20 protein-coding genes and 1 pseudogene are annotated in these 21,562 nt (G+C 66.6%); 8 read left to right on the forward strand and 13 right to left on the reverse strand.

What is annotated here, in order from left to right; all coding sequences use genetic code 11:
• Positions 1 to 119: 119 nt before the first annotated feature.
• The 9 genes from AC1DIN_RS23010 to AC1DIN_RS23050 form a co-directional block, all read right to left on the reverse strand.
• Positions 120 to 782 (reverse strand): invasion associated locus B family protein, encoded by a 663-nt coding sequence (locus AC1DIN_RS23010; protein ID WP_476811438.1) that lies wholly within the window; start codon positions 780 to 782, stop codon positions 120 to 122.
• 190 nt (positions 783 to 972) lie between these two features.
• Positions 973 to 1,419, reverse strand: a complete 447-nt coding sequence (locus AC1DIN_RS23015; RefSeq protein ID WP_476811439.1) for a PTS sugar transporter subunit IIA — start codon at positions 1,417 to 1,419, stop codon at positions 973 to 975.
• A 5-nt stretch (positions 1,420 to 1,424) separates the two neighbouring features.
• Complete coding sequence (locus tag AC1DIN_RS23020; RefSeq protein ID WP_476811440.1) at positions 1,425 to 2,117, reverse strand: response regulator transcription factor; 693 nt, start codon at positions 2,115 to 2,117, stop codon at positions 1,425 to 1,427.
• Positions 2,114 to 4,816: a DUF4118 domain-containing protein gene (locus AC1DIN_RS23025; RefSeq protein ID WP_476811441.1), complete on the reverse strand. Its 2,703-nt coding sequence runs from the start codon at positions 4,814 to 4,816 to the stop codon at positions 2,114 to 2,116. Before AC1DIN_RS23025 ends, AC1DIN_RS23020 begins: the two co-directional genes overlap by 4 nt.
• A gap of 229 nt (positions 4,817 to 5,045) precedes the next feature.
• Positions 5,046 to 5,651, reverse strand: a complete 606-nt coding sequence (locus tag AC1DIN_RS23030; RefSeq protein WP_476811442.1) for a K(+)-transporting ATPase subunit C — start codon at positions 5,649 to 5,651, stop codon at positions 5,046 to 5,048.
• 12 nt (positions 5,652 to 5,663) lie between these two features.
• Positions 5,664 to 7,715: a potassium-transporting ATPase subunit KdpB gene (gene kdpB, locus AC1DIN_RS23035; RefSeq protein ID WP_441472433.1), complete on the reverse strand. Its 2,052-nt coding sequence runs from the start codon at positions 7,713 to 7,715 to the stop codon at positions 5,664 to 5,666.
• Between the two features lie 167 nt (positions 7,716 to 7,882).
• Positions 7,883 to 9,586 carry a potassium-transporting ATPase subunit KdpA gene (gene kdpA, locus AC1DIN_RS23040; RefSeq protein WP_476811443.1) on the reverse strand — a complete coding sequence of 568 codons (1,704 nt, stop codon included), beginning with the start codon at positions 9,584 to 9,586 and terminating at the stop codon, positions 7,883 to 7,885.
• Between the two features lie 33 nt (positions 9,587 to 9,619).
• Positions 9,620 to 9,709, reverse strand: coding sequence for a K(+)-transporting ATPase subunit F (locus tag AC1DIN_RS23045; protein WP_441472431.1), 90 nt, complete (start codon positions 9,707 to 9,709; stop codon positions 9,620 to 9,622).
• Between the two features lie 11 nt (positions 9,710 to 9,720).
• On the reverse strand, positions 9,721 to 9,891 hold the full coding sequence (locus AC1DIN_RS23050) for a hypothetical protein (RefSeq protein ID WP_476804080.1): 171 nt from the start codon (positions 9,889 to 9,891) through the stop codon (positions 9,721 to 9,723).
• Between the two features lie 237 nt (positions 9,892 to 10,128).
• Between AC1DIN_RS23050 and AC1DIN_RS23055 the strand changes: the two genes are divergently transcribed.
• The 5 genes from AC1DIN_RS23055 (at position 10,129) to AC1DIN_RS23075 (ending at position 14,822) form a co-directional block, all read left to right on the forward strand.
• Positions 10,129 to 11,550: an amidohydrolase gene (locus AC1DIN_RS23055; protein ID WP_476811444.1), complete on the forward strand. Its 1,422-nt coding sequence runs from the start codon at positions 10,129 to 10,131 to the stop codon at positions 11,548 to 11,550.
• 163 nt (positions 11,551 to 11,713) lie between these two features.
• Positions 11,714 to 12,433 carry an ABC transporter permease gene (locus AC1DIN_RS23060; protein ID WP_476811445.1) on the forward strand — a complete coding sequence of 240 codons (720 nt, stop codon included), beginning with the start codon at positions 11,714 to 11,716 and terminating at the stop codon, positions 12,431 to 12,433.
• On the forward strand, positions 12,433 to 13,158 hold the full coding sequence (locus AC1DIN_RS23065) for an ABC transporter permease (RefSeq protein WP_441472427.1): 726 nt from the start codon (positions 12,433 to 12,435) through the stop codon (positions 13,156 to 13,158). The genes AC1DIN_RS23060 and AC1DIN_RS23065 overlap by 1 nt, the downstream gene beginning before the upstream one ends.
• Positions 13,155 to 13,928, forward strand: a complete 774-nt coding sequence (locus AC1DIN_RS23070) for an ABC transporter ATP-binding protein (protein ID WP_476811446.1) — start codon at positions 13,155 to 13,157, stop codon at positions 13,926 to 13,928. The genes AC1DIN_RS23065 and AC1DIN_RS23070 overlap by 4 nt, the downstream gene beginning before the upstream one ends.
• A gap of 45 nt (positions 13,929 to 13,973) precedes the next feature.
• On the forward strand, positions 13,974 to 14,822 hold the full coding sequence (locus AC1DIN_RS23075) for a transporter substrate-binding domain-containing protein (RefSeq protein WP_441472425.1): 849 nt from the start codon (positions 13,974 to 13,976) through the stop codon (positions 14,820 to 14,822).
• Positions 14,823 to 14,882: 60 nt separating this feature from the next.
• On the opposite strand, the gene AC1DIN_RS23080 is transcribed toward AC1DIN_RS23075, so the two are convergent.
• Positions 14,883 to 15,176 carry a hypothetical protein gene (locus AC1DIN_RS23080; protein WP_476811447.1) on the reverse strand — a complete coding sequence of 98 codons (294 nt, stop codon included), beginning with the start codon at positions 15,174 to 15,176 and terminating at the stop codon, positions 14,883 to 14,885.
• A gap of 302 nt (positions 15,177 to 15,478) precedes the next feature.
• Here AC1DIN_RS23080 and AC1DIN_RS23085 point away from each other — a divergent pair, with 302 nt between their 5' ends.
• Positions 15,479 to 16,588, forward strand: a complete 1,110-nt coding sequence (locus AC1DIN_RS23085; protein ID WP_476811448.1) for an aminotransferase class I/II-fold pyridoxal phosphate-dependent enzyme — start codon at positions 15,479 to 15,481, stop codon at positions 16,586 to 16,588.
• Positions 16,589 to 16,721: 133 nt separating this feature from the next.
• Here the strand turns inward: AC1DIN_RS23085 and AC1DIN_RS23090 are convergent, their stop codons facing one another.
• From AC1DIN_RS23090 to AC1DIN_RS23100, 3 genes are read right to left on the reverse strand one after another with little or no spacing between them, the layout of a single operon-like run.
• Complete coding sequence (locus tag AC1DIN_RS23090; RefSeq protein WP_476811449.1) at positions 16,722 to 17,678, reverse strand: Rossmann-fold NAD(P)-binding domain-containing protein; 957 nt, start codon at positions 17,676 to 17,678, stop codon at positions 16,722 to 16,724.
• Positions 17,671 to 18,288: a helix-turn-helix transcriptional regulator gene (locus tag AC1DIN_RS23095; protein WP_476811450.1), complete on the reverse strand. Its 618-nt coding sequence runs from the start codon at positions 18,286 to 18,288 to the stop codon at positions 17,671 to 17,673. Before AC1DIN_RS23095 ends, AC1DIN_RS23090 begins: the two co-directional genes overlap by 8 nt.
• Before the next feature lie 18 nt (positions 18,289 to 18,306).
• Positions 18,307 to 19,422 carry an aminotransferase class I/II-fold pyridoxal phosphate-dependent enzyme gene (locus AC1DIN_RS23100; protein WP_476811451.1) on the reverse strand — a complete coding sequence of 372 codons (1,116 nt, stop codon included), beginning with the start codon at positions 19,420 to 19,422 and terminating at the stop codon, positions 18,307 to 18,309.
• Between the two features lie 150 nt (positions 19,423 to 19,572).
• Between AC1DIN_RS23100 and argH the strand changes: the two genes are divergently transcribed.
• Both argH and AC1DIN_RS23110 read left to right on the forward strand, forming a co-directional pair.
• Positions 19,573 to 20,994, forward strand: coding sequence for an argininosuccinate lyase (gene argH, locus AC1DIN_RS23105; protein ID WP_476811452.1), 1,422 nt, complete (start codon positions 19,573 to 19,575; stop codon positions 20,992 to 20,994).
• A gap of 305 nt (positions 20,995 to 21,299) precedes the next feature.
• Positions 21,300 to 21,562 (forward strand): annotated as a pseudogene (locus AC1DIN_RS23110) (hypothetical protein); the annotation flags it as partial.

Here is a 21,562-nt window from a genome sequence, read left to right on the forward strand (position 1 = left end):
GCAGAACGAGCCAAATTTCTGTGTTCTGTCGACCCACTTTGGCGGCTTCGACTACTGCAGAGCACAGAGACGCTTGAAATCGCCAAATGGCGTGGCAGAGCCGCGGCCTTTCTTGCCGGCTACCTGTCGACCTGCGCGATGCGGTCGAAGGCGGCGGCGAAGCCGGTCAGGGATACGTTGAAGGAAACCGGCTCGCTGTTCGACAGGTTCAGTGCCGCCACCGTCAGCGTCTTGCCCGCCCTCATCGCGTCGGTCGCAACTGTCGGGAAGGAGATCGGCAGCAGGCAGCCTTGCGCCATGCAGGTCGAGAAGCGCAGTCCTTGGCCCAGATCCCTGTCGTCGAGGCGCAGGACGGCTCCATTCTCCAGCTTCATGCCGAACGGAAACAGGATCGTGCCCTCGGCGCGCCCGTCCTTAGGCGTGCGCAGTTCGATGGCGAAGACGCGCTGTCCGGTCTGGCTGTTGCCCTGCGACTGCAGCAGCACGCAGAGCCGCTGGCCGTTGGCGATGCGACAGTCGACCGACCAGTCACCATAGGTCTCGTTGATCGCGCTCGCGCCGTTCGGCAGCGTCGCGGTCTGCGCTGCGGGTTGGCTGACGCTCGCAGCAGCCTGGTTCTGCGCGACCGGCTGGGCGGGTTTCGCCGCAGGCCGGGCGGCGGGGCGCTGAGGCGCGGCAGGCGGCGACTCTCCCTGCGCCATGAGCGAAGGCGCAGCGATAAAGGAACCGACCACGAAGGCCAGGGCGGCGAGAGAGACGTTTCGGGAGATATGACAGGGCATGGCGCTATGATCTGGTGAATATATCGCCAGAGCTATTGCAGAAATTCATCACGAGAGAAAGCGTGAAATCGCTCACAATCATCGATAAAGCGACGCAGAATTCACTCATTCAAACAAATTTATAGAATAGAATCGGTTCAATCTGAACAGCGTTCGCAGTCACGCTCGGTCACCTCGACTGCCCAGCACCTCAGCCATTCCCCAGCGCGGCATGAACATCCTCCGGACGGCGCCCCCGGCGGATCGCTTCGCGAATGTCCTGCCGCTGCAGGCGCCGGGCGACGCAAGCGAGCGCGTTGAGATGCTGGCCCTGCCCTGCCTCCGGTGTCAGGATCAGGCAGACGATATCGACCGGCTCGCCATCGACCGACTCGAAATCGATCGGCTTGGCCAGGCAGGCCAGCAGACCGAAGGGCACGGAAAGGCCGGCGATCGGCGCATGCGGCATGGCGATACCGCCGCCGATGCCGGTCGAGCCCAACGCTTCCCGGCGCTTCAGCGCGGCGGCAATGACGTCATCCGCCACGCCCGCCGCCCCGGCCGCATGCCGGGCGAGCAGATCGAGGCATTGCTCCTTCGACGCGGCCTTGAGCCCGGTCAGCACGGAGCCGGGGGCGATCAGTTCGGAAATATCCATGGCCGTCAGTCGCTCTCGCGCAGCCGATAGCCGACGCCGGGCTCGGTCGTGATGTAGTGCGGCTGCTCGGGCACCGGCTCGATCTTCTGGCGCAGCTGCCGGATATAGACGCGCAGATACTGCACATCCTCGTTGCCGCCCCAGACCTCCTTCAACAGATGGCGATGCGTCAGCACCTTGCCGGCATGCTGGACCAGCGCGCGCAGGATGTCGTATTCCTTCGGCGACAGCTTCACCTCGGTGCCGCCGACCTGGACGATGCGGCGGACGAGATCGACCGAGAGCTCCCCGGTACGGAAGACCGGCCTCTCGCCCTGCTGGTGCAGCTTGTGACGCAGCGCAACGCGCAGCCGCGCCGCGAGCTCGCGCATCCCGAACGGCTTGGTGACATAGTCATCCGCCCCCGCCTCAAGCGCCTGGACGATGCCGGCCTCGTCGGTGCGGCTCGACAGGATGACGATGGGCAGCGTGCGCCCCTCGCTGCGCCAGAGCCGCAGCAGCTCCTGCCCGGTCATGTCCGGCAGGCCGAGATCGAGCAGCACCAGGTCGGGCTCCTCGGCGTCGATCCGGGCAATGGCGTCCTTGGCGTTGCCGGCCTCGCTGGTCGTGTATCCCTCGGTGCCAAGCCCGACGCGCAGCAGCTTGCGGATCGGCGGCTCGTCGTCGACGACGAGCACCCGGACGGCCATCGTTGTCATGGCAATACCTTCATCTGGTGAGCCTCGGGTGGGATCGGCATGCGGATCGCGAACACCGCGCCCTGCCGATCACTGCGGTTGGCGGCGGTGATCGTGCCGCCCATCGCCTCGACGAAGCCGCGGCAGATCGCAAGGCCAAGCCCGGTGCCGGCGCGGACCTGATCGCCCTTCCCGACCCGGTAGAAGCTGTCGAAGATCCGTTCGAGATCGGCAGGCGGCAGGCCCGGCCCTTCGTCAAGAATGTCCAGAACCACTGCATCGCCATCCCCACGGGCATGGACGCCGATCGTGGTGCCCGTCGGCGCGTATTTCGCGGCGTTGTCGATGAGGTTGAACAGCACCTGGTCGAACAGCACGGGGTCGAGCCGCAGCATCGGCAGATGGGGGGCGAGCGACAGGTCGATCGCATGGCCGTGCGTGATGCTTTCCGCGCGCCGCAGCGCTGCGCCGACGACGTCGCCGACGTCCAGCAGAGCATAGTTCGGCTCCATCGCGCCGGCCTCGATCCGCGTCATGTCCAGCAGATTGGCAATGAAGCGGTTGAGCCGTTCCGACTCCTCGACGACAGTCGCCAGAAGCTCGGAGCGATCCGCCTCGGGGATCGCCTTGCCGTAGTCGCGCAGAGTGCCGGCCGCGCCCAGGATGCCGGCGAGCGGCGTCTTGAGATCATGCGAGATCGAGGTCAGCAGCGCCGAGCGCAGCCGGTCCGCCTCCGCCGCGAGCTTCGCCTTGTCGACATCCGCCGCAAGCTGGACGCGCTCGATCGCGATCGCGGCCTGATCGGCCAGCGCATCGAAGAGACGCTGCTGCTCCGGCGTCAGCAGCGCGCCCGGCCGGTCGGAATCGAGCCCGATCACGCCGATGGCGCCGCGCCCGGTCCGCAGCGGCAAATAGAGCCGCTTCGCACCCGGCAACGTGTCGGCGCCGCGTCCCGCCGGGCGGTCGTGCTCCCAGGCCCAGTGCGCCGCCGCGATATCGGCATCGTCGAGCGTATCGTCGGGTGGGTAACCGGCCCGAACGGCGATGCTGGCTTCTTCCGGTAACAGGATCACGACGCGCACGCGCAGCATCGCCGCGATCTGGTAGGCGCTCGCCCAGAGTACGTCATCGAGCGTGCCCGTACCGGCGAGCTTGCGCGAAAACAGATAGAGGTCCTCGGTGGCACGCGCCCGCTGACGCGCCGCCGCGGCCTGGCGCTGGACGCGGGCCGTGAGATTGCTGGCGATCAGCGCGACCAGAAGGAAGAAAAAGAAGGCGAGCACGCTTTCGGGATCGCCGATCACGAGCGTGTAGAGCGGCGGCAGGAAAAAGAAGTTGAACGCCAGCGCGCCGATCACGGAGGTGAACAGCGCCGGCCAGAGTCCGGCCGTCACCGCCGAGGTGAGCACGGCCATCAGGAAGACGAGCGCGATGTTGCGCACGTCGAGCACGAGATGCAGCAACATGCCGAGCCCTACGGCCACGGCCACGAAGGCCATGCCCGCCAGATAGGCACCGGGCTCGAAGCGGTGCTCGCCGGTGGAGCCGGCAGCACGAACCTCACCAGCCCCGGCTTCCTGCCCGGGAATCACATGGATATTGATGTCTCCGGCCTCGCGGATCAGCGCCTGCGCCACCGATCCGAAGAGGAGCTCGCGCCAGCGCGGAGCGCTCGACGAGCCGATGACGATATGGCTGACATTCTTCGAGGCGGCATAGCGCAGCACCTCGTCAGGCACGGTCTCGCCCGGCAGGATCACCGCCTCGCCGCCGAGCTGCTCTGCGAGCCGCATGGCGGCGGAAAGCCGGTCCTTCTCTGCCTCAGAGGGCCTCGCGCGCCCGGGCGCCTCGATATGCAACGCCGTCCATGACGCCTTCAGCTTCTCGGCGAGACGCCGGGCATGGCGCACCAGCGAAGCGGCGCGCGGGCTGCCGTCGATGCAGACGATCAGCCGGTCGCTGGCCGCCCAGGGCCCCGGGATCGCATGGGCCTGCATATGGCTCAGCAGTTGCTCGTCGACCCGCTGCGCCGTGCGCCGCAGCGCAAGCTCCCGCAGCGCCGTCAGGTTGCCGGGCGAGAAGTAGTTGGAGACAGCTCGCCTGGCGGTCTCCGGCAGATAGACCTTGCCTTCGTTCAGCCGCTTGATCAGGTCCTCGGGCGTGAGGTCGATGATCTCGATCGCATCGGCCCGGTCGATGATGGAATCGGGCACCGTTTCGCGCACGCGAATGCGGGTGATCTGCGCGACGACGTCGTTGAGGCTCTCGACATGCTGGATGTTGAGCGTGGTGTAGACGTCGATGCCACGCTCGATCAGCTCGAGTACGTCGAGATAGCGCTTCGGATGGCGGCTCCCCGGCGCATTGGTGTGGGCGAGTTCGTCAACGAGGACGAGTTCCGGCCGCCGCGCCAGCACCGCGTCGAGGTCCATCTCGTCGACGCTCTGGCCGCGATAGGCGACCTGCGCCCGCGGTATCGTCTCGTAGCCTTCGATCAGAGCCTCGGTCTCGCGCCGGCCGTGCGTCTCGACAACGCCGATGACGACATCGACGCCCTCCGCGCGGCGCGCCCGACCCGCGAGCAGCATTTCGTAGGTCTTGCCCACACCGGGGGCGGCGCCGAGGAAGATCTTCAGCCTCCCGCGCGCTTCGCCGCGGACCTGCTCCAGCAGCGCGTCCGGCGACGGTCTTGGCGGCTCGGTACGAAGCTCGTCCGGCATGGCTGGAATTTGGTCCTTGAACGTTGTGGCGGCAGACCCGTTCCGCTCGCCGCATTCTTAGAGCACGTTGTTTTTCGAGGGAAACGCGCCGTCGTTCGGGGCGACCGAAGGGAGACCCGGAAGCCATCGGAGAGCGCAGCGCCCTTCGATGGTTTCCGGATCGGCGCGGCTTACGCCGCTTGTCCGGAACGACAGCGCTCTTCCATCGGGAACACAGCGTGCTCCTGCGTCATTTCACGGTCGCCGCATCGAGCGCCAGATTGAGTTTCAGCACGTTGACCACGGGCGCGCCGAGGATGCCGAGCTGGCGTCCCTCGACATGGTCCGCGACCAGGCTGCGCAGATCGGCCTCGCCCAGCCCCCGCGCCTTGGCGATGCGCGGCACCTGGAAATAGGCCGCCTCCGGCGAGACATGCGGATCGAGCCCGCTGGCCGAGGTCGTCACGAGGTCCATCGGAACCGCGGCCTGCGGGTTCTCCTGCTTCAGCGTGGCGACATCGCCCTTGATGCGCTCGATCAGCTTGGGATTGGTCGGGCCGAGATTGGAGCCGCCGGAGCCGGCTGCATTGTAGGGCGCATCAACGGTCTTGCTGCTGTCTGTCGGGTCGGCGCCGACCGTCGCCGACGGCCGGCCATGGAAATAGCGCTCACCGGTGAAGGACTGGCCGATCAGCTCGGAGCCGATCACCTTGCCGCCCTTCTCGATCAGGCTGCCATTTGCCTGGCGCGGGAACAGCGCCTGGGCGAGCCCGGTCATCGCCAGCGGATAGGCGAGACCGGTAATGGCGGTAAGCGCGACGATCATCACGATCGCGGGGCGGATATGACGAAGCATGGCTGAATTCCTTCAGATCAGGCCGACGGCCGTGACGGCCATGTCGATTGCCTTGATGCCGATGAACGGGACGATGATGCCGCCCAGGCCGTAGACCAGCAGGTTGCGCGAGAGCAGCGCCCCCGCGCCGACCGCGCGGTACTTCACGCCGCGCAGCGCGAGCGGGATCAGCGCGACGATGATCAGCGCGTTGAAGATGATCGCGGAGAGGATCGCGCTCTGCGGCGTGGCCAGCTGCATGAAGTTCAGCGCGCCGAGCTGCGGATAGAAGGCGATGAACATCGCCGGGATGATGGCGAAGTATTTCGCGATGTCGTTGGCGATCGAGAAGGTCGTCAGCGCGCCGCGCGTCATCAAGAGCTGCTTGCCGATCTCGACGATCTCGATGAGCTTGGTCGGGTCGCTGTCGAGATCGACCATGTTGCCGGCCTCGCGCGCCGCCACCGTGCCGGTGTTCATGGCGACGCCGACATCGGCCTGCGCCAGAGCCGGCGCGTCGTTGGTGCCGTCGCCGCACATCGCGACGAGTTTGCCCTTGCCCTGCTCCTCGCGGATCAGCGCGAGCTTGTTTTCAGGGGTCGCCTGGGCGAGGAAGTCGTCGACGCCGGCCTCGGCCGCGATGGCGGCGGCGGTCATCGGGTTGTCGCCGGTGATCATCACGGTGCGGATGCCCATGCGCCGCAGCTCCGCGAAGCGCTCGCGGATGCCGCCCTTGACGATGTCCTTGAGCTGGATGACGCCGAGCAGCTTGCCGTCGCGCGCCACGGCGAGCGGCGTGCCGCCCGTCTTGGCGATCTCCTCGGCGATGGACTGCACCTCGCGCGCCGCCTCGGCCTCGCCACCGGTCGCGCGGACATGGGCGAGCACCGCATCGACGGCGCCTTTGCGGATGCTGGAGCCGTCATGGTCGACGCCGCTCATCCGGCTCTGCGCGGTGAAGGGCACGAAATGGGCGTTGAGACCAACGAGATCGCGCGCCCGGATGCCGTGCTGCTCCTTGGCGAGCACGACGATGGAGCGGCCTTCCGGCGTCTCGTCGGCAAGCGAGGCGAGTTGCGCGGAGTCCGCAAGATCATGCTCGCTGACGCCACGGACCGGCTTGAACGCCGTCGCCTGGCGGTTGCCGAGCGTGATCGTGCCGGTCTTGTCGAGCAGCAGCGTGTCGACGTCACCCGCCGCCTCGACGGCGCGGCCGGACATGGCGAGCACGTTGAAGCGCACCAGCCGGTCCATGCCGGCGATGCCGATGGCCGAGAGCAGAGCGCCGATGGTGGTCGGGATCAGCGTCACGAACAGCGCGACGAGGACGATCACAGGGATCGCGCCGCCGGCATAGCTGGCGAAGCTGGGGATCGTCGCGGTCGCCAGCACGAAGATCAGCGTCATGCCGGCGAGCAGGATGTTGAGCGCGATCTCGTTCGGCGTCTTCTGCCGCTCGGCGCCTTCGACCAGCGCGATCATGCGATCGATGAAGGTCGAGCCCGCCGTCGCGGTGATGCGCACGCGGATCCAATCCGACAGCACCTGCGTGCCACCGGTGACGGCCGAGCGGTCGCCGCCGGATTCGCGGATGACCGGCGCCGATTCACCGGTGATCGCGGCCTCGTTGACCGAGGCGATGCCCTCGATCACCTCGCCGTCTGAGGGGATGATGTCGCCGGCCTCGACCAGCACGACGTCATTGAGCTTCAGGCTTGGCCCGGGCACCAGCGTATATTTGCTGCGATCGGTACCGCTGAGCAGCTTGGCCTGCGTCTCCGCGCGCGTCCGGCGCAGCGAATCCGCCTGCGCCTTGCCACGCCCTTCGGCGACGGCCTCGGCGAAATTGGCGAACAGCACGGTGAACCAGAGCCAGAGCACGATCTGGAAGGAGAAGCCCAGATGGGTCGCCCCCGTGATCCAGTCGCGCAGCAGCAGGATCGTGGTCAGCGCCGAGACGACGGCGACGACGAACATCACCGGGTTCTTGGCAAGGCTGCGCGGATCGAGTTTGCGGAGGGCGCCACCGAGCGCCGGGACGAGAATGCGGGCATCGAGGATGCTGCCGGACCTTGGATGACTCATGACGAAAGCTCCGTCGTGGCCTGCGAGCGGGACCCCTCTCGGGTCAGACCGCCGCAAGCAGGAAAGAAAGGGCGTGGAAGACGATGGCGATCAACAGAACCGCGATCGTCGCTCCGCAGATGAGGGTCGAAGGGCGAGGTCCCGTTTCGGTGCGCATGACCAGTTCCTCAGAAGCTCTGGCCGGCGAGCATCGCCAGGTGCTCGACGATCGGGCCGAGCGCGAGCGCCGGAAAGAAGGTCAGGCCGCCGACGATGACGATCACGCCGATGAGCAGGCCGATAAAGAGCGGCCCATGCGTCGGGAAGGTGCCCGCCGATTCCGGCACGGTCTTCTTGGCCGCGACGGAGCCTGCCAGCGCCAGCGCCGGGATGATGACGAGGAAGCGCCCCATCAGCATGGCGACGCCGATGGTCAGATTGTACCAGACCGTGTTGCCGGAGAGCCCGCCGAAGGCCGAGCCGTTGTTCGCCGCCGCCGAGGTATAGGCGTAGAGCACCTCGGAGAAGCCGTGCGGGCCGGCATTGGCGATCGAGCCGACGGCATCCGGCAGCACGACGGCGACGGCGGTGAAGCCGAGCATGGCGAGCGGCAGGCAGAGCACGGCGAGCATCGCCATCTTGACCTCCTTCGCCTCGATCTTCTTGCCGAGATATTCCGGCGTGCGCCCGACCATCAGCCCGGCGACGAAGACGGCGATGACGACGAAGAGGATGATGCCGTAGAAACCGGCCCCGACGCCGCCGATGATGATCTCGCCGAGCATCATGTTGATCAGCGGGATCAGCCCGCCCAGCGGCATCAGGCTGTCATGCATCGCGTTGACGGCGCCGCAGGATGCAGCCGTGGTGACGACCGCGAACAGCGCCGAGAGCACGATGCCGAAGCGCGTCTCCTTGCCTTCCATGTTGCCGCCATCGAGGCCGAGCGCCTGGACGAGCGGGTTGCCGGCGGCCTCGGCCCAGTAGCAGACGATGACGCCGGCCACGAACAGGAGGCCCATCACGGTAAAGATCGCCCAGCCCTGCTTCTCGTTGCCGACCATGCGGCCGAAGACATTGGTCAGAGCCGCGCCGATCGCGAAGATCGCGACCAAGTGGATCAGGTTGGTGAAGGCGGTCGGGTTCTCGAAGGGGTGCGCCGCATTGGCATTGAAGAAGCCGCCGCCATTGGTGCCGAGATGCTTGATCATCATCTGCGAGGCGACCGGCCCCTGCGCGATCGTCTGCTGTGCGCCTTCGAGCGTCGTCGCGACGGTGTAGGGGTTGAGGTTCTGTGGCACGCCCTGCCAGACGAGGACGAGCGTCCCGATCACGCAGATCGGCAGCAGGACATAAAGCGTCGCGCGAACGAGATCGGCCCAGAAATTGCCGAGCGTGCGAGCCGAACGGCGCGCGAAGGCGCGGATCACCGCGACGGCGATGGCGATGCCCGTCGCCGCCGAGACGAAGTTCTGCACGGCCAGCCCCGCCATCTGGGTGAAGTAGGACATCGTGCTTTCGCCGGCATAGTTCTGCCAGTTGGTATTGGAGACGAAGCTCGCGGCCGTGTTGAAGGCGAGATCGGCCGGCACCGCGCCCATCTCCGCCGGGTTGAAGGGCAGCGCGCCCTGCAGCCGCTGCATCGCGTAGAGCACGAGGAAGCCGGCGAGGTTGAACAGCAGCATCGCCGTGACATAGCTCGTCCAGTGCTGCTCCTCCTTCTCATGCGTGCCGGCGGCGCCGTAGAGCAGCCGCTCGACCGGGTGCAGGACCGGCGAAAGCAATGTGCGCTCGCCGGCGAAGACGCGCGTCATGTAGCCGCCAAGCGGCCTGGCCAGAGCAATAATGATCCCGCAGAAGAGCAGGATCTGGATCCATCCGTTGAGGGTCATGGACGAGGTTCCGAATCTGAGGGGCCGCCGCCGTCAGAACCGCTCGGGGCGGATCAGCGCGTAGGTGAGGTAGGCGAGCAGGAACAGCGTCACCGCTCCGCCCAGGACGTAATCCAGAAGCATTCCGGCCTCCCCTAGAGCGCGTCGCAGGCAGCGACATAGGCGAAGGAGAGCCCGAAGAAGACGAGCCCGATGGCGAGTACGATGGTGTCCATCATCGAATAACCCCGATGGTCGTGGCTGCCGGACCATCCGTCCGGCAGCGAGCACCGGTTCCATTGGGGGGACCGGCCGTTCGGGGCCAATATCGCGCCGAGGCCATAGCCGTTCGAGAGAAGGACGGAGGCGCGGATATAAAGATTTTATAGGAATTTTCGGCCAGCGCGCCGGGCGAGCATCGAACGGAGGCGGCGCTAAAAGCCGCCTGCCCTACCGAAAACGCAGGGAAACCCCGTCACCGGGCCGCTTGTGAGCCGCCCATGCGCCATGCCAGAAGCTGGCGCGAATTTGGGCAATAGAGCCCGCGCAGGAGGAAGCCTTCCATGAGCAACAGCAAGGACGTCTGGCGTCTGATCGACGACAAGGCCCCGGCCTATTTCGAGCTCTCCGACCGCATCTGGCACATGCCCGAGCTGAACTATCAGGAAGTCCGCTCTGCGGCCGAGCATCAGGCCATGCTGGAGCGCGAGGGCTTCCGCGTCACCACCGGCGTCGCCGGCCTGCCCACCGCCGTGGTCGGCGAGGCCGGCGAAGACGGCCCGGTGATCGCGATCATGGGTGAATTCGACGCGCTGCCGGGCCTGAGCCAGGAAGCCGGCGTCGCGAGCGAGACGCCGGTCGAGAAGGGCGGCAACGGCCATGGCTGCGGCCACAACATGCTGGGCTCGGCCTCTCTCCTCGCCGCCACCGCGGTGAAGGACTACCTCGCCGCCAACGGCATCAAGGGCCGGGTGCGCTATTATGGCTGCCCGGCAGAGGAAGGCGGCTCGGCCAAGGGATTCATGGTCCGCGACGGCGCCTTCGACGACGTCGACATCGCACTGTGCTGGCACCCGGCCTCGTTCAACGGCGTCAACCGGCCCTTCTCGCTCGCCTGTGTCGAGATCGAGTTCACCTTCAGCGGCCGCGCCTCGCACGCCGCCGCCGCGCCGCATCTCGGCCGCTCGGCGCTCGATGCCGTCGAGCTGATGCATATCGGCGTCAACTACATGCGCGAGCACATGCCTTCGACGGCACGCGTCCACTACGCCATCATCAACGCTGGCGGCATCGCCCCCAACGTCGTCCAGGCCACCGCGACGACGCGCCAGCTGATCCGCGCCGCCACCCTCAGTGAGATGTGGGATCTCGTCGCCCGCGTGAAGAAGATCGCCGAGGGCGCCGCGCTGATGAGCGAGACCACCGTCGCCGTCAAACAGCTCTCCGGCGACGCCAACCTGATCGGCAACCGCCCGCTCGAAGAGGCGATGCAGGCCAATCTCGAGGCGCTCGGCGGCCCGGGCTTCGACGCCGCCGACCAGGCTTTCGCCGCCAAGTTCCAGAAGACCCTGAGCGCCGAGGACATCGCCGCCGCCTATGGCCGCTTCGACCTCAAGCCGAAGGAAGGCGAGGCGCTGAGCGACGACATCTATCCGCTCGGCGCCGGCAACGACACCTCGGTCGGCTCGACCGATGTCGGCACGGTGAGTTGGGTCGTCCCGACCGTGCAATGCCGCACCGCCTGCTACGCCATCGGCACGCCCGGCCATTCCTGGCAGCTGGTGGCGCAGGGCCTCGCACCCGCCGCGCATAAAGGTCTGGCGCTCGCCGCCAAGGCGATGGCCGGCGTCGCCGCCGACGTCCTGAACGACCCCGCCCTGCTCAAGGCGGCGAAGGACGATTTCGCGGCGTTCCGCGCCAAGAACCCCTTCGCCAACCCGATCACCGACGATGTCGACCCCCCGCTCGACATGGCGGCACATTGACGCTCTTCCCGGCGGAAGCGCGCGATGCATGTGAGCAAAGCCGCTCGATGACTTGCGCATTCGCTCCGCTGCGGGAATCAAGCGCATCGTCACACCGCTCGGATGGGCGGGGCTTCCGGCCCCTCCCATCCGGCGGATTTCTTTTTGTCGAAAGCAGGGGCCGATGAACCAGCCTGGCTTCTTCGAGATCATCGGCTTCGGCGCCAATGGCTGGGGCCCCGCCCTGCTGGCGGCAACAGGCATGACGATCGCCGTCGCGATCTGCGGCTTTGCGCTCGGCGCCGTCATCGGGGCGCTGGGCGCCTGGGCCAAGCTCTCCGGCGGCCCGATCACGCGCCGGCTTGCCGATGGCTACACCACCGTGCTGCGCGGCATCCCCGACCTTCTGATCATCTACCTCTTCTATTTCGGCTCGAGCGCGGTGCTCACCCCGCTCGGCCGGCTCTTCGGAGCGACCGGCTTCATCAGCCTGCCAGGGTTCCTTGCCGGCGCGCTCGCCATCGGCTTCGTCTCCGGCGCCTATCACACAGAGGTCTTCCGCGGCGCCTATCGCGCTGTCTCGCGCGGCGAGATCGAGGCAGCCATCGCCTGCGGCATGAGCCCGTTTCTGAGACTCAGGCGCGTCATCGCCCCGCTCGTGCTGCGCTATGCCCTGCCCGGCCTCGGCAATGTCTGGCAGCTCGTGCTGAAGGAAACCGCGCTGATCTCGGTCACCGGCCTGGTCGAGATCCTGCGCCAGGCCCAGATCGGCGCCGGCTCGACCCGCCAGCCCTTCACCTTTTTCTTCATCGCCGCGATCCTCTACCTCGTCATCTCCTCGGTGTCGGGCTGGGGCCTGCGCGCGGCGGAAACGCGCTTCACGCGCGGCCTCAGGAGGGCGTAATGGATTTCGCCTTCATGTATGAGACGCTGCTGACGCTGGTCGCGGGCATCCCGCTGACGCTGAAGCTCGCGCTCTCCTCGGTCGCCTGCGGCTCGGTGCTGGCGCTGCTGCTCGCCCTGCTGCGCATGTCCGGCATCGCGCCGCTGGAGTGGTTCGCGCGCTTCTACGTCTTCATCTTCCGCTCGACGCCGCTGCTCGTGCAGATCTTCATCATCTATTACGGGCTCAGCCAGTTCCGCGAAGTCCGCATGAGCTTCGCCTGGCCCTTGCTGCGCGATCCCTACTGGTGCGCGCTGCTGGCGCTCTCGCTCAACACCGCCGCCTATGCCAGCGAGATCTTCCGCGGCGGGCTCCAGGCCGTGCCGGCCGGGCAGATCGAAGCCGCCCGCGCCGCCGGCATGACGCGCCTTCTGATGTTCCGCCGCATCGTGCTGCCGCTCGCCATCCGCCAGGCCCTGCCGGGCTACGGCAACGAACTCATCCTGATGATCAAGGCGACCTCGCTCGCCTCGATCATCACGCTGATGGAGATCACCGGGCTCGCCGCCAAGCTGATCTCGGAAACCTACCGCGCCATCGAGGTCTTCATCGTCGCCGGCGCGATCTACCTCGTCATCAACTTCGTCGTGACGCGGCTCGTCCAATACGCCGAATACCGGCTGACACCGCATCTGCGCCCCGCCCCCGGCGCACCCGCGACCCTGAAATCCGGAGCTTCCGCATGAGCGCCGCCCCAGAACGCCCCGTCGCGGTCTCGCTGACCAATCTGCGCAAGACCTTCGGCTCGCTCGAAGTGCTCAAGGGCATCTCACTCGAAGCCCGCGAGGGCGACGTCGTCTCGATCCTGGGCTCCTCGGGCTCGGGCAAATCGACCATGCTCCGCTGCATCAACATGCTGGAGATACCGGACTCAGGCGACATCACGGTCGCCGGCGAGACGATCCGCTTGCAGCAGACGCCGAACGGCACCAAGCCTGCCGATCCGCGCCAGGTCGACCGGATCCGCAGCGAGCTCGGCATGGTCTTCCAGAACTTCAATCTCTGGTCGCACATGACCATTCTGGAGAACGTCATCGAGGCGCCCATCCATGTGCAGGGGCGCCCGCGCGCCGAATGCATCGCCGAGGCCGAGGCGCTGCTCGCCCGCGTCGGCATCGCCGACAAGCGCAACCATTATCCGGCGCATCTCTCCGGCGGCCAGCAGCAGCGCGCCGCCATCGCCCGCGCGCTCGCCCAGCGCCCCAAGGTCATGCTCTTCGACGAGCCGACTTCGGCGCTCGACCCCGAGCTCGTCGGCGAAGTGCTGCGCGTGATGCGCTCTCTTGCCGAAGAGGGCCGCACCATGCTGGTCGTGACGCATGAGATGGGCTTCGCCCGCGACGTTTCCAGCAAGGTCGTGTTCCTGCACAAGGGCGTCATCGAGGAGGAGGGCCCGCCGCAGCAGGTCTTCACCGCCAGCCGTTCCGAACGCTTCCGCCAGTTCCTGGCGGGCTGATATTAACCGCGCGCCGCTCGCGGCCGCATCATCAGGGAAGAGACCATGAAGACCATCACCAAGCTCTTTGCGCTCGCCGCGCTCGGCGCTGCCGCATTCGCCGCCCCCGTCCTCGCCCAGGCGCCGCAGAAGGTGCGCATTGCCACCGAAGGCGCCTTCCGCCCGTGGAACTGGACCGAGGCCAACGGCACCCTCGCCGGCTTCGAGATCGACCTGTACAAGGACCTGTGCAAGCGGGCCAATCTCGACTGCTCGATCGAGGCCCAGGCCTTCGACGGCATGATCCCCGCCCTCAACGCCGGCAAGTTCGACGCGATCATGGCCGGCATGTCGGTCACCCCGAAGCGCGAGGAGGCGATCCTCTTCTCGAACCCCTACGGCTCGACCGGCCAGACCTTCGCCGTCATCAAGGGCAGCCCGCTCGCCGATCTGCCGGACACCGGCAAGATCTTCCACCTGACCACCGACGAGCCCGGTGCCCTTGCCGAGATCGAGAAGCTGAAGCCCCTGCTCAAGGGCAAGATCATCGGCGTGCAGACATCGACCATCAACGGCGCCTTCCTCGAAAAGTACCTGAAGGGCCTCGTCGAGATCCGCGAGTACAAGACCACCGAGCAGCACGACCTCGACCTGGCCGCCGGCCGCGTCGACCTGATCATGGCTTCGATGGCCTATCTCTCCACCGCCGCCAAGAAGGCCGGCAACGAGGACATGGTCGTGGTCGGCCCGCGCTTCCAGGGCGGCATCGTCGGCAAGGGCAGCGCCATCGGCCTGCGCAAGAGCGACACCGAGCTGAAGGCGAAGTTCGACAAGGCGATCGCCGAGGCCAATGCCGACGGCACGATCAAGGCGCTGGGCGAAAAGTATTTCGGCTTCGACGTCACGGTGCGCTGAAGCGCCTCGTCCTGCGCGATCGTCCGATGCGGCGATCGCGCAGTTCTTTTTGCGCGAGCTTCAGTCGTCCTGCCGGCCGGCGATCTCGACGCGCATCGCCGGCTTGGTCGCCTTGAACTCGGCGACCGCCGCAGCCGAGAGATCGGAAATCGAATCCGACCCGCGCGACATCGCTCGCAGGATGATGCGCCCGAGGCGATCCCGCGCTTCCGCTTCAAGCTCCGCGTCCGTGCGCGCGTCATAGTCCAGCGCAGCCCAGGCTCTGGCGAGCACGGCTTCTGCGACGAGAAGCTCCTGAGAGTTCAGGACACCTGGAAAGCGGAAGTTCTGGACGGGCATCATCGATTCAAGCATGGCGGCGCAACGGATATGGGGGCGGCGAGGTTCCCCGCAAGGCAGGCGGAATTGCGGCCATGCCCTGGAACACCCGCCGCAAGAACGGCATCACCCACAAAAACAACGAACTGTGCACAGGCGAGGATATCGAACCCGGCTTCGACGCAACCGACGCCGCAACACGGAGTGAATAAACAACAAGTCCAAATTGGACTGATTGTCTAAATTTGACTTGACCCCTCGGCCGCCCGGCCTCACAGATCGAGCAAACGCACTGCCCTGCGATGGCAGGGTTCGATGCCGCATTGCCGGAGGCTCCCGTGAAGTTCGACATTTTCCAGATGGAGCGGAACCAGACGCTCTTCGAGAACGACGTCGAGATCAATCTGACCGAAAGCGGCGTCCATCCCTGGGCGATCGAGGATATCCTGGGCGAACAGGCAGCGCGCGACCTGCTCAAGCAGCCCCTCGGCTATGGCTGGACCGACGGCCGGCCGGACCTGCGCAGCAACATCGCCTCCTGGTATCCGGGCGCCACCGCCGCCAATGTGCTGGTGACCAACGGCTCCTCCGAGGCGACGATGATCGCGTTGATGGCGCTGTTCGAACCCGCCGACGCGCTCGTCTTCGCCCTGCCTAACTTCATGCAGATCGACGGCCTCGGCCGCGCGCTCGGCTTCGACATCCGCCGGCTGGAGCTTTCCGGCGAGAGCGACTGGCAGATCGACGCAGAGCAGCTCGCCGCCGTCGCTGCCGGCGCCAAGGCCATCGCCGTGACCAACCCGGCCAACCCGACCGGCAGCGTGCTTTCTACTGCGAGCCGCGCCGTTCTCATCGAGGCCGCCGAGCGTAACGACGCCTGGCTCATCGTCGACGAGATCTACCGCGGCGGCGAGATCGACGGCGCGGAGACGCAGACGCTCTGGGGTAGCTACCCCAAGGTGCTCGTCACCTCGAGCCTGTCTAAGTCCTTCGCCTGCCCGGGCCTGCGTCTGGGCTGGATCGTCGCTCCCGCGGAGGTCGTAGCGGCTGCGGCCGAGCGGCAGGACTACACCACGATCGGCAGCGGCATCCTCAGCCAGATCCTTGCGGAAGAGGTCATGCGCCCGGAGACGCGCGGCCGCCTGCTCACACGTGGCCGCGATCTGCTGCGCAACAATGCCGACCTCGTCGGCGAGTGGATGACCCGGCACAACGATTGGTCCTGGCGGCGCCCGCAGGCCGGCGGCATGGCCTTTCTGCGCTACCCGCTCGACATGCCCTCCGAGGCCTTCTCGCAGAAGCTGCGCGAGGAGGAGAGCGTATTCGTCGTCGCGGGAAGCTGGTTCGGCATCGAAAGCCACATCCGCATCGGCATCGGTGTACCGACCGACGTGCTGCGGGAAGGGCTGGCGAGGCTGGATCGGTTTCTGGCGCGGCACAAGGGCTGACGAGCCTTTCTAACTCGCCGTCATGCTCGGGCTTGACCCGAGCACCTCGTGCCGAAGGAGGCTCCGACACCTCGCTTTCCAAAGATTCTCGGGGTAAGCCCGAGAAGGACGCCCTTCCCGTCGAAGGCTGGCGCTATCGACGCCCGATCCCGTCCAGCACCACCCGCGCGATCGCGATATCCTGCACCGCGATACCGGTCAGGTCGGCGATGGTGATGTCGTCGTCCGAGCGGCGCGCCGGCACGTCCCCGGCCAGAACGGCCCCCAGCTCGACGCAATCGCCCGCATCGATCAGCCCGACCGCCGCCGCCGTAGCGAACTCGCCATGGTCGAGGCTCTGCTCCAGCGAATCCGCGATCCTTGTGTCAGCGAGCGCCACCAGCGCGGAGTCCAACTCCTGCTTGCCCGGTGCATCGGCTCCGAGCGCAGTGATATGCGTTCCCGGCTTGATCCAGTCGTCACGGATGATCGGCGCGGCAGCCGGCGTCACCGTGATCAGCGCATCCGAGCGCGCACACAGCGCCTCCAGCTCGGCCACCGGCTCGATGGCGATGCCCTCCCGTTCCAGATCGCGCTGTAGCGCCTCCAGCTTCTCCGGCGAGCGCGCCCAGCATGCGAACCGCGGCTCGCGCTCGCGCAGCAGATGCGCGGCGGCGCGGATCTGGAAGCGTGCCTGCGTGCCGGCTCCCACGATCCCGATCCTGCGTGCATCCGCCCGCATCCCGGCCCGCGTCGCGATGGCGCCGGCCAGCGCCGTCCTCAAATCGGTGAGCCAGCCCTCGTCGCGCAGGATCGCGACGACCGCGCCGGTCTCGGCCGAAAGCGCGATCATCATGCCGCTCGTCGTCGGCAGGCCCTTGGCCGGATTGTCGTAGAACCCCGTCGCGATCTTCACGACGAAGATGGCATCACCGGCGATATGGCCGAACTTGATATGGCAGTCGCCGTTATGCGCGGGGAAGCCGAGATAGCCGACCGGCGGCATCTGCACCTGGCCGGCCGCAGCCGCCTTGAACCCCTCCTCCAGCGCGATGAAGGCCCGGTCGAGATCGACGGCGGCCTCGATCTCCGCACGCGACAGGTCAAGCATCCGGGGTCTCGTTGGCCTGGTTGAGGTAGTTGTAGACGGTCGCGCGGGCGAGTCCGAGGATGCGCGAGATATAGGCGGCGGCATTGCGCCCCCCGAACGCCCCATTCGCGGCAAGGTCGGCGACCAGCTCGCGCTTCTCGGCCCGGCTGAGACTGGTCACGGCGAGACCACGACTTTGAGTCCATTGCTGCACGAACTCGTTGATGCGCTCGTGCCAGTCTTCCTTGAACAGCGCCTGCGGCTTCTCCGTGCCGGCTGGAACCGTCGCGAAGGCCTGGAGCGTCTGCATCAGCGCGTGGAAATGCGACACGTCGACATTGATGCAGAGCACGCCGACCGGCTTCCCCCCCGCCGAAAGCACGATGCTGATCGATTTCAGCCGCCGCCCGTCCCAGTTCACCTTCTCATAGGGACCGATGATCGTCTCGTCGGGGTCGAAGCCGATCTCGTCGAGCAGTGAGGGCTCGCCGAGCACGCGCTGCGAGAAGTTGCCGGCGATATGCACGACGCTCTGCGACCCCAAATCGTGCAGCACGACCTCGGCATGCGGCCGGAACAGCAGCGCGACCGCGTCGCAGATCGGCAGGTAAGGAGCGAGTTCCGGCGTCATGCTTCCCCCAGGCAGGCGTCAGCGTGGCTGCGACTTCAGATAGTCGCTCAGTCGCTCCAGCCCTGCGGAGAGATGCTCGCCCGGCGCGCCGATGCCGATGCGGATATAGCCGTCGAGCCCGTAGACATCGCCCGGCAGCAGCATGATGCCGCGCTCCTCGCGGAGCCGGTGCACGAGCTCCGTCGAGTTCATCGAGTGGCTGTACTTGATGAAGGCCATGCCGCCGGCCTTGGGCGGCACGAAGGAGAAGAATTCCTCATTCGCCTTCACCCAGTTGCTGAGCAGCGCGAGGTTCTCCCGCAGGATGGTCTTGCTTCGCTGCAGGATCTCCGCGCGCTTCGCCGGCTGGACGACGATACGGGCGACCTGCTCGCTCAGCGCGCTCGTCGTGATCGAGGTGTAGTCCTTGTTCTGCCAGGCCGTGTAGATGTCGGCGGCAGGGCCGACGAGCCAGCCGATCCGCAGGCCCGGCAGCGCCATCGCCTTGGAAAGGCCGCTGGTGATGATCGCCTTCTCGTAGAGATCGGCGAAGCTCGGCGGCTCGTCGACTTCGAGTTCCGCGCCCTTGTAGACCTCATCGGCGTGGAGATAGCAGCCTTGCTCGCGTGCGATCGCGACAAGCTCGTCCATCGTCTCCCGCGAGAGCAGGCTGCCCGTCGGATTGTTCGGATTGCAGATGGTCATCAGCTTGGTACGCGGCGTGATCGCCCTGCGGACCTCGTCGAGATCGGGCGTCCAGCCCAGCTCCTCGCGCAGCTTCACTTCCTTGACGGTGGCGCCGATTGCCCGCGCCCAGCCCCAGATCTGCAGGTAGTTCGGCACGAAGACGACAATCTCGTCGCCCGGCTCGATCAGCGACATCACCATCAGGAAATTGGCCTCGGCCGAGCCGTTGGTGACGATCACCTCGTCCAAGGTTCGGTTGCGATAGAGTTTGGCGATGTCCTCGCGCAGCTCGACCGCGCCATTGGTCCAGCCATAGCCAAGCTCGACCTCCATCAGCTTGGCGCGCTGCTCGGCGCTGAGCAGCTCGTTCAGCGAATAGGGATGGACGCCGCTGTCGGAGAGATTGAACTCGACGGTGTTCTCATAGAGCGACTGGATCCGTTCCAGGGTGAATTCTTCGATCTTCATGCTGCCCATCCCGCAGCGGCCGTTCCGCCGCACCTGCTGCGAGTATGATGAGCATGATTTAGACGTCAAGGTCGATTTTGGAATTTACAGTCCAAATCGCGATTGCTATCCGTTGGCGACGACGTCGCAGCCGCTCCCGGAGAGCCCATCATGTCCGACCAGAACCCCGGTGCCAACAAGATGTGGGGCGGGCGCTTCACGACGGCTCCGGCCGATGTGATGCGCAAGATCAATTCCTCGATCGGCTTCGACTACCGGCTCTACCGTCAGGACATCGCGGCCTCCAAGACCCATGCCGCCATGCTCGCCCGCCAGGGCATCATCGCCGCCGCCGACAATGAGCGCATTCAGGCCGGGCTCGACCAGATCCGCGGCGAGATCGACCGCGGCGAACTCACGTTCAGCATCGACCTCGAGGACATCCACATGAATGTGGAAGCGCGCCTCAAGGAGATCATCGGCGAGCCGGCGGGTCGCCTGCACACCGCCCGCAGCCGCAACGACCAGGCCGTCACCGACGTCCGCCTCTGGATGCGCGACGCGATAGATGCGCTCGACGGCACCATCCGCGACCTGCAGCAGGCCTTGATCGAGCGGGCGAGCGAGCATGCCGACACGATCATGCCGGGCTTCACCCATATGCAGGTCGCCCAGCCCGTGACCTTCGGCCACCATCTGATGGCCTATGTCGAGATGTTCGGTCGCGACCGCGAGCGCCTGGCCGGCGCGCGCCAGCGCACCAATGTCTCGCCACTCGGCGCCGCCGCGCTCGCCGGCACCGCCTTCCCGATCGACCGGCAGTTCACCGCGGCGGAGCTCGGCTTCGCCCGGCCGACCGAGAATTCGATGGATTCGGTCGGTGCGCGCGATCATATCTGCGAATTGCTGTTCTGCTGCTCGATGCTGGCCGTGCATCTCTCGCGCCTCAACGAGGAGATCACGCTCTGGTGCAGCGACGGCTTCCGCTTCATCGCGCTGTCGGATGCCTTCACCACCGGCTCCTCGATCATGCCGCAGAAGCGCAATCCCGACGCTGCCGAGCTGGTGCGCGGCAAGGCCGGCCGCGTCGTCGGCTCGCTGACCGCCATGCTGGTGATGGTGAAGGGCCTGCCGATGACCTTCATGAAGGACATGCAGGAGGATAAGGAGCCGATGTTCGACGCGCTGGAGACCGTCGAGCTCTGCGTCGCCGCCACCACCGGCATGGTCCGCGACCTCACCGTGCGCCCCGAGGGCATGCGCGCCTTCCTCGATCGCGGCTTCCCGACCGCGACCGACCTCGCCGACTGGCTGGTGCGCGAGGCCGGGATCCCCTTCCGCGACGCCCATCACGTCACCGCTCGTATCGTTGCGCTGGCCGAGGCCAAGGGCTGCACCTTGCAGGCGCTCGATCTCGACGCCATGCGCTCGGTCGATCCCCGCATCAACGCCGCAGTCTTCGAAGTGCTCGCGCCGGAGCATTCCGTCCGCAGCCGCCGCAGTTATGGCGGTACCGCGCCCGATACGGTGCGCGCGGCGATCGAGCGGGCGAAGCAGCGCTGGCTGGCCGGCACCATGGCGGCGGAGGTCTGACGCTCTTCGCGCCAATCGGAATGCTTTGCGAAAACGCGCGTCATTCCGGACGAAGCGAAGATCCGGGATCCATGCCTGAGCCTTGATCAGATGCGCTCCGGCATGGATCCCGGGTCCAGCCCGGGATGACGGCGTGTTTCCCCATGAGATCGGCGCGCCACGCATCCCGGCGGGCTCAGCCGCGCAAACTTTGCAGGACCAAAGCGGCCGGCTTTGTGGCTATGGATGATGGTGCCGGCCGATTCGACCGTGCCTGAAAGAATGAGCGCGGAGCACGGCGCAGGCTCCGCGGCGGGGGAGACAAGATGGAACACGTCTGGTTGCGTGGGGTCGCCGAGCAGTTCGGCATCGATGGCGGGCTGCGGCAGCTTGGCGGCGAGTACGATCTCAACTTCCGCGGCCGGACCAGCGAGGGTGATGTCATCGTCAAGGCGATGCGCCCGCAGGGTGAGCCCGCCCTCGTCGACCAGCAATGCGCTGCGATCAATCATGCGCTCGCCGCCGATCCGACCCTGCCGCTGCCCCGCCTGCTTTCCACCGAAGGCAACCGCTTCTGGCAGAACGTTGC

This window comes from Allobosea sp. 05T438, from assembly GCF_056396025.1.

Bases quoted from the DNA above. Each gene is read 5' to 3' on its own strand.
- AC1DIN_RS23010 (WP_476811438.1), bottom strand. From the start codon at position 782: ATGCCCTGTCATATCTCCCGAAACGTCTCTCTCGCCGCCCTGGCCTTC.
- AC1DIN_RS23015 (WP_476811439.1), bottom strand. From the start codon at position 1,419: ATGGATATTTCCGAACTGATCGCCCCCGGCTCCGTGCTGACCGGGCTC.
- AC1DIN_RS23020 (WP_476811440.1), bottom strand. From the start codon at position 2,117: ATGACAACGATGGCCGTCCGGGTGCTCGTCGTCGACGACGAGCCGCCG.
- AC1DIN_RS23025 (WP_476811441.1), bottom strand. From the start codon at position 4,816: ATGCCGGACGAGCTTCGTACCGAGCCGCCAAGACCGTCGCCGGACGCG.
- AC1DIN_RS23030 (WP_476811442.1), bottom strand. From the start codon at position 5,651: ATGCTTCGTCATATCCGCCCCGCGATCGTGATGATCGTCGCGCTTACC.
- kdpB (WP_441472433.1), bottom strand. From the start codon at position 7,715: ATGAGTCATCCAAGGTCCGGCAGCATCCTCGATGCCCGCATTCTCGTC.
- kdpA (WP_476811443.1), bottom strand. From the start codon at position 9,586: ATGACCCTCAACGGATGGATCCAGATCCTGCTCTTCTGCGGGATCATT.
- AC1DIN_RS23045 (WP_441472431.1), bottom strand. From the start codon at position 9,709: ATGCTTCTGGATTACGTCCTGGGCGGAGCGGTGACGCTGTTCCTGCTC.
- AC1DIN_RS23055 (WP_476811444.1), top strand. From the start codon at position 10,129: ATGAGCAACAGCAAGGACGTCTGGCGTCTGATCGACGACAAGGCCCCG.
- AC1DIN_RS23060 (WP_476811445.1), top strand. From the start codon at position 11,714: ATGAACCAGCCTGGCTTCTTCGAGATCATCGGCTTCGGCGCCAATGGC.
- AC1DIN_RS23065 (WP_441472427.1), top strand. From the start codon at position 12,433: ATGGATTTCGCCTTCATGTATGAGACGCTGCTGACGCTGGTCGCGGGC.
- AC1DIN_RS23070 (WP_476811446.1), top strand. From the start codon at position 13,155: ATGAGCGCCGCCCCAGAACGCCCCGTCGCGGTCTCGCTGACCAATCTG.
- AC1DIN_RS23075 (WP_441472425.1), top strand. From the start codon at position 13,974: ATGAAGACCATCACCAAGCTCTTTGCGCTCGCCGCGCTCGGCGCTGCC.
- AC1DIN_RS23080 (WP_476811447.1), bottom strand. From the start codon at position 15,176: ATGCTTGAATCGATGATGCCCGTCCAGAACTTCCGCTTTCCAGGTGTC.
- AC1DIN_RS23090 (WP_476811449.1), bottom strand. From the start codon at position 17,678: ATGCTTGACCTGTCGCGTGCGGAGATCGAGGCCGCCGTCGATCTCGAC.
- AC1DIN_RS23095 (WP_476811450.1), bottom strand. From the start codon at position 18,288: ATGACGCCGGAACTCGCTCCTTACCTGCCGATCTGCGACGCGGTCGCG.
- AC1DIN_RS23100 (WP_476811451.1), bottom strand. From the start codon at position 19,422: ATGAAGATCGAAGAATTCACCCTGGAACGGATCCAGTCGCTCTATGAG.
- argH (WP_476811452.1), top strand. From the start codon at position 19,573: ATGTCCGACCAGAACCCCGGTGCCAACAAGATGTGGGGCGGGCGCTTC.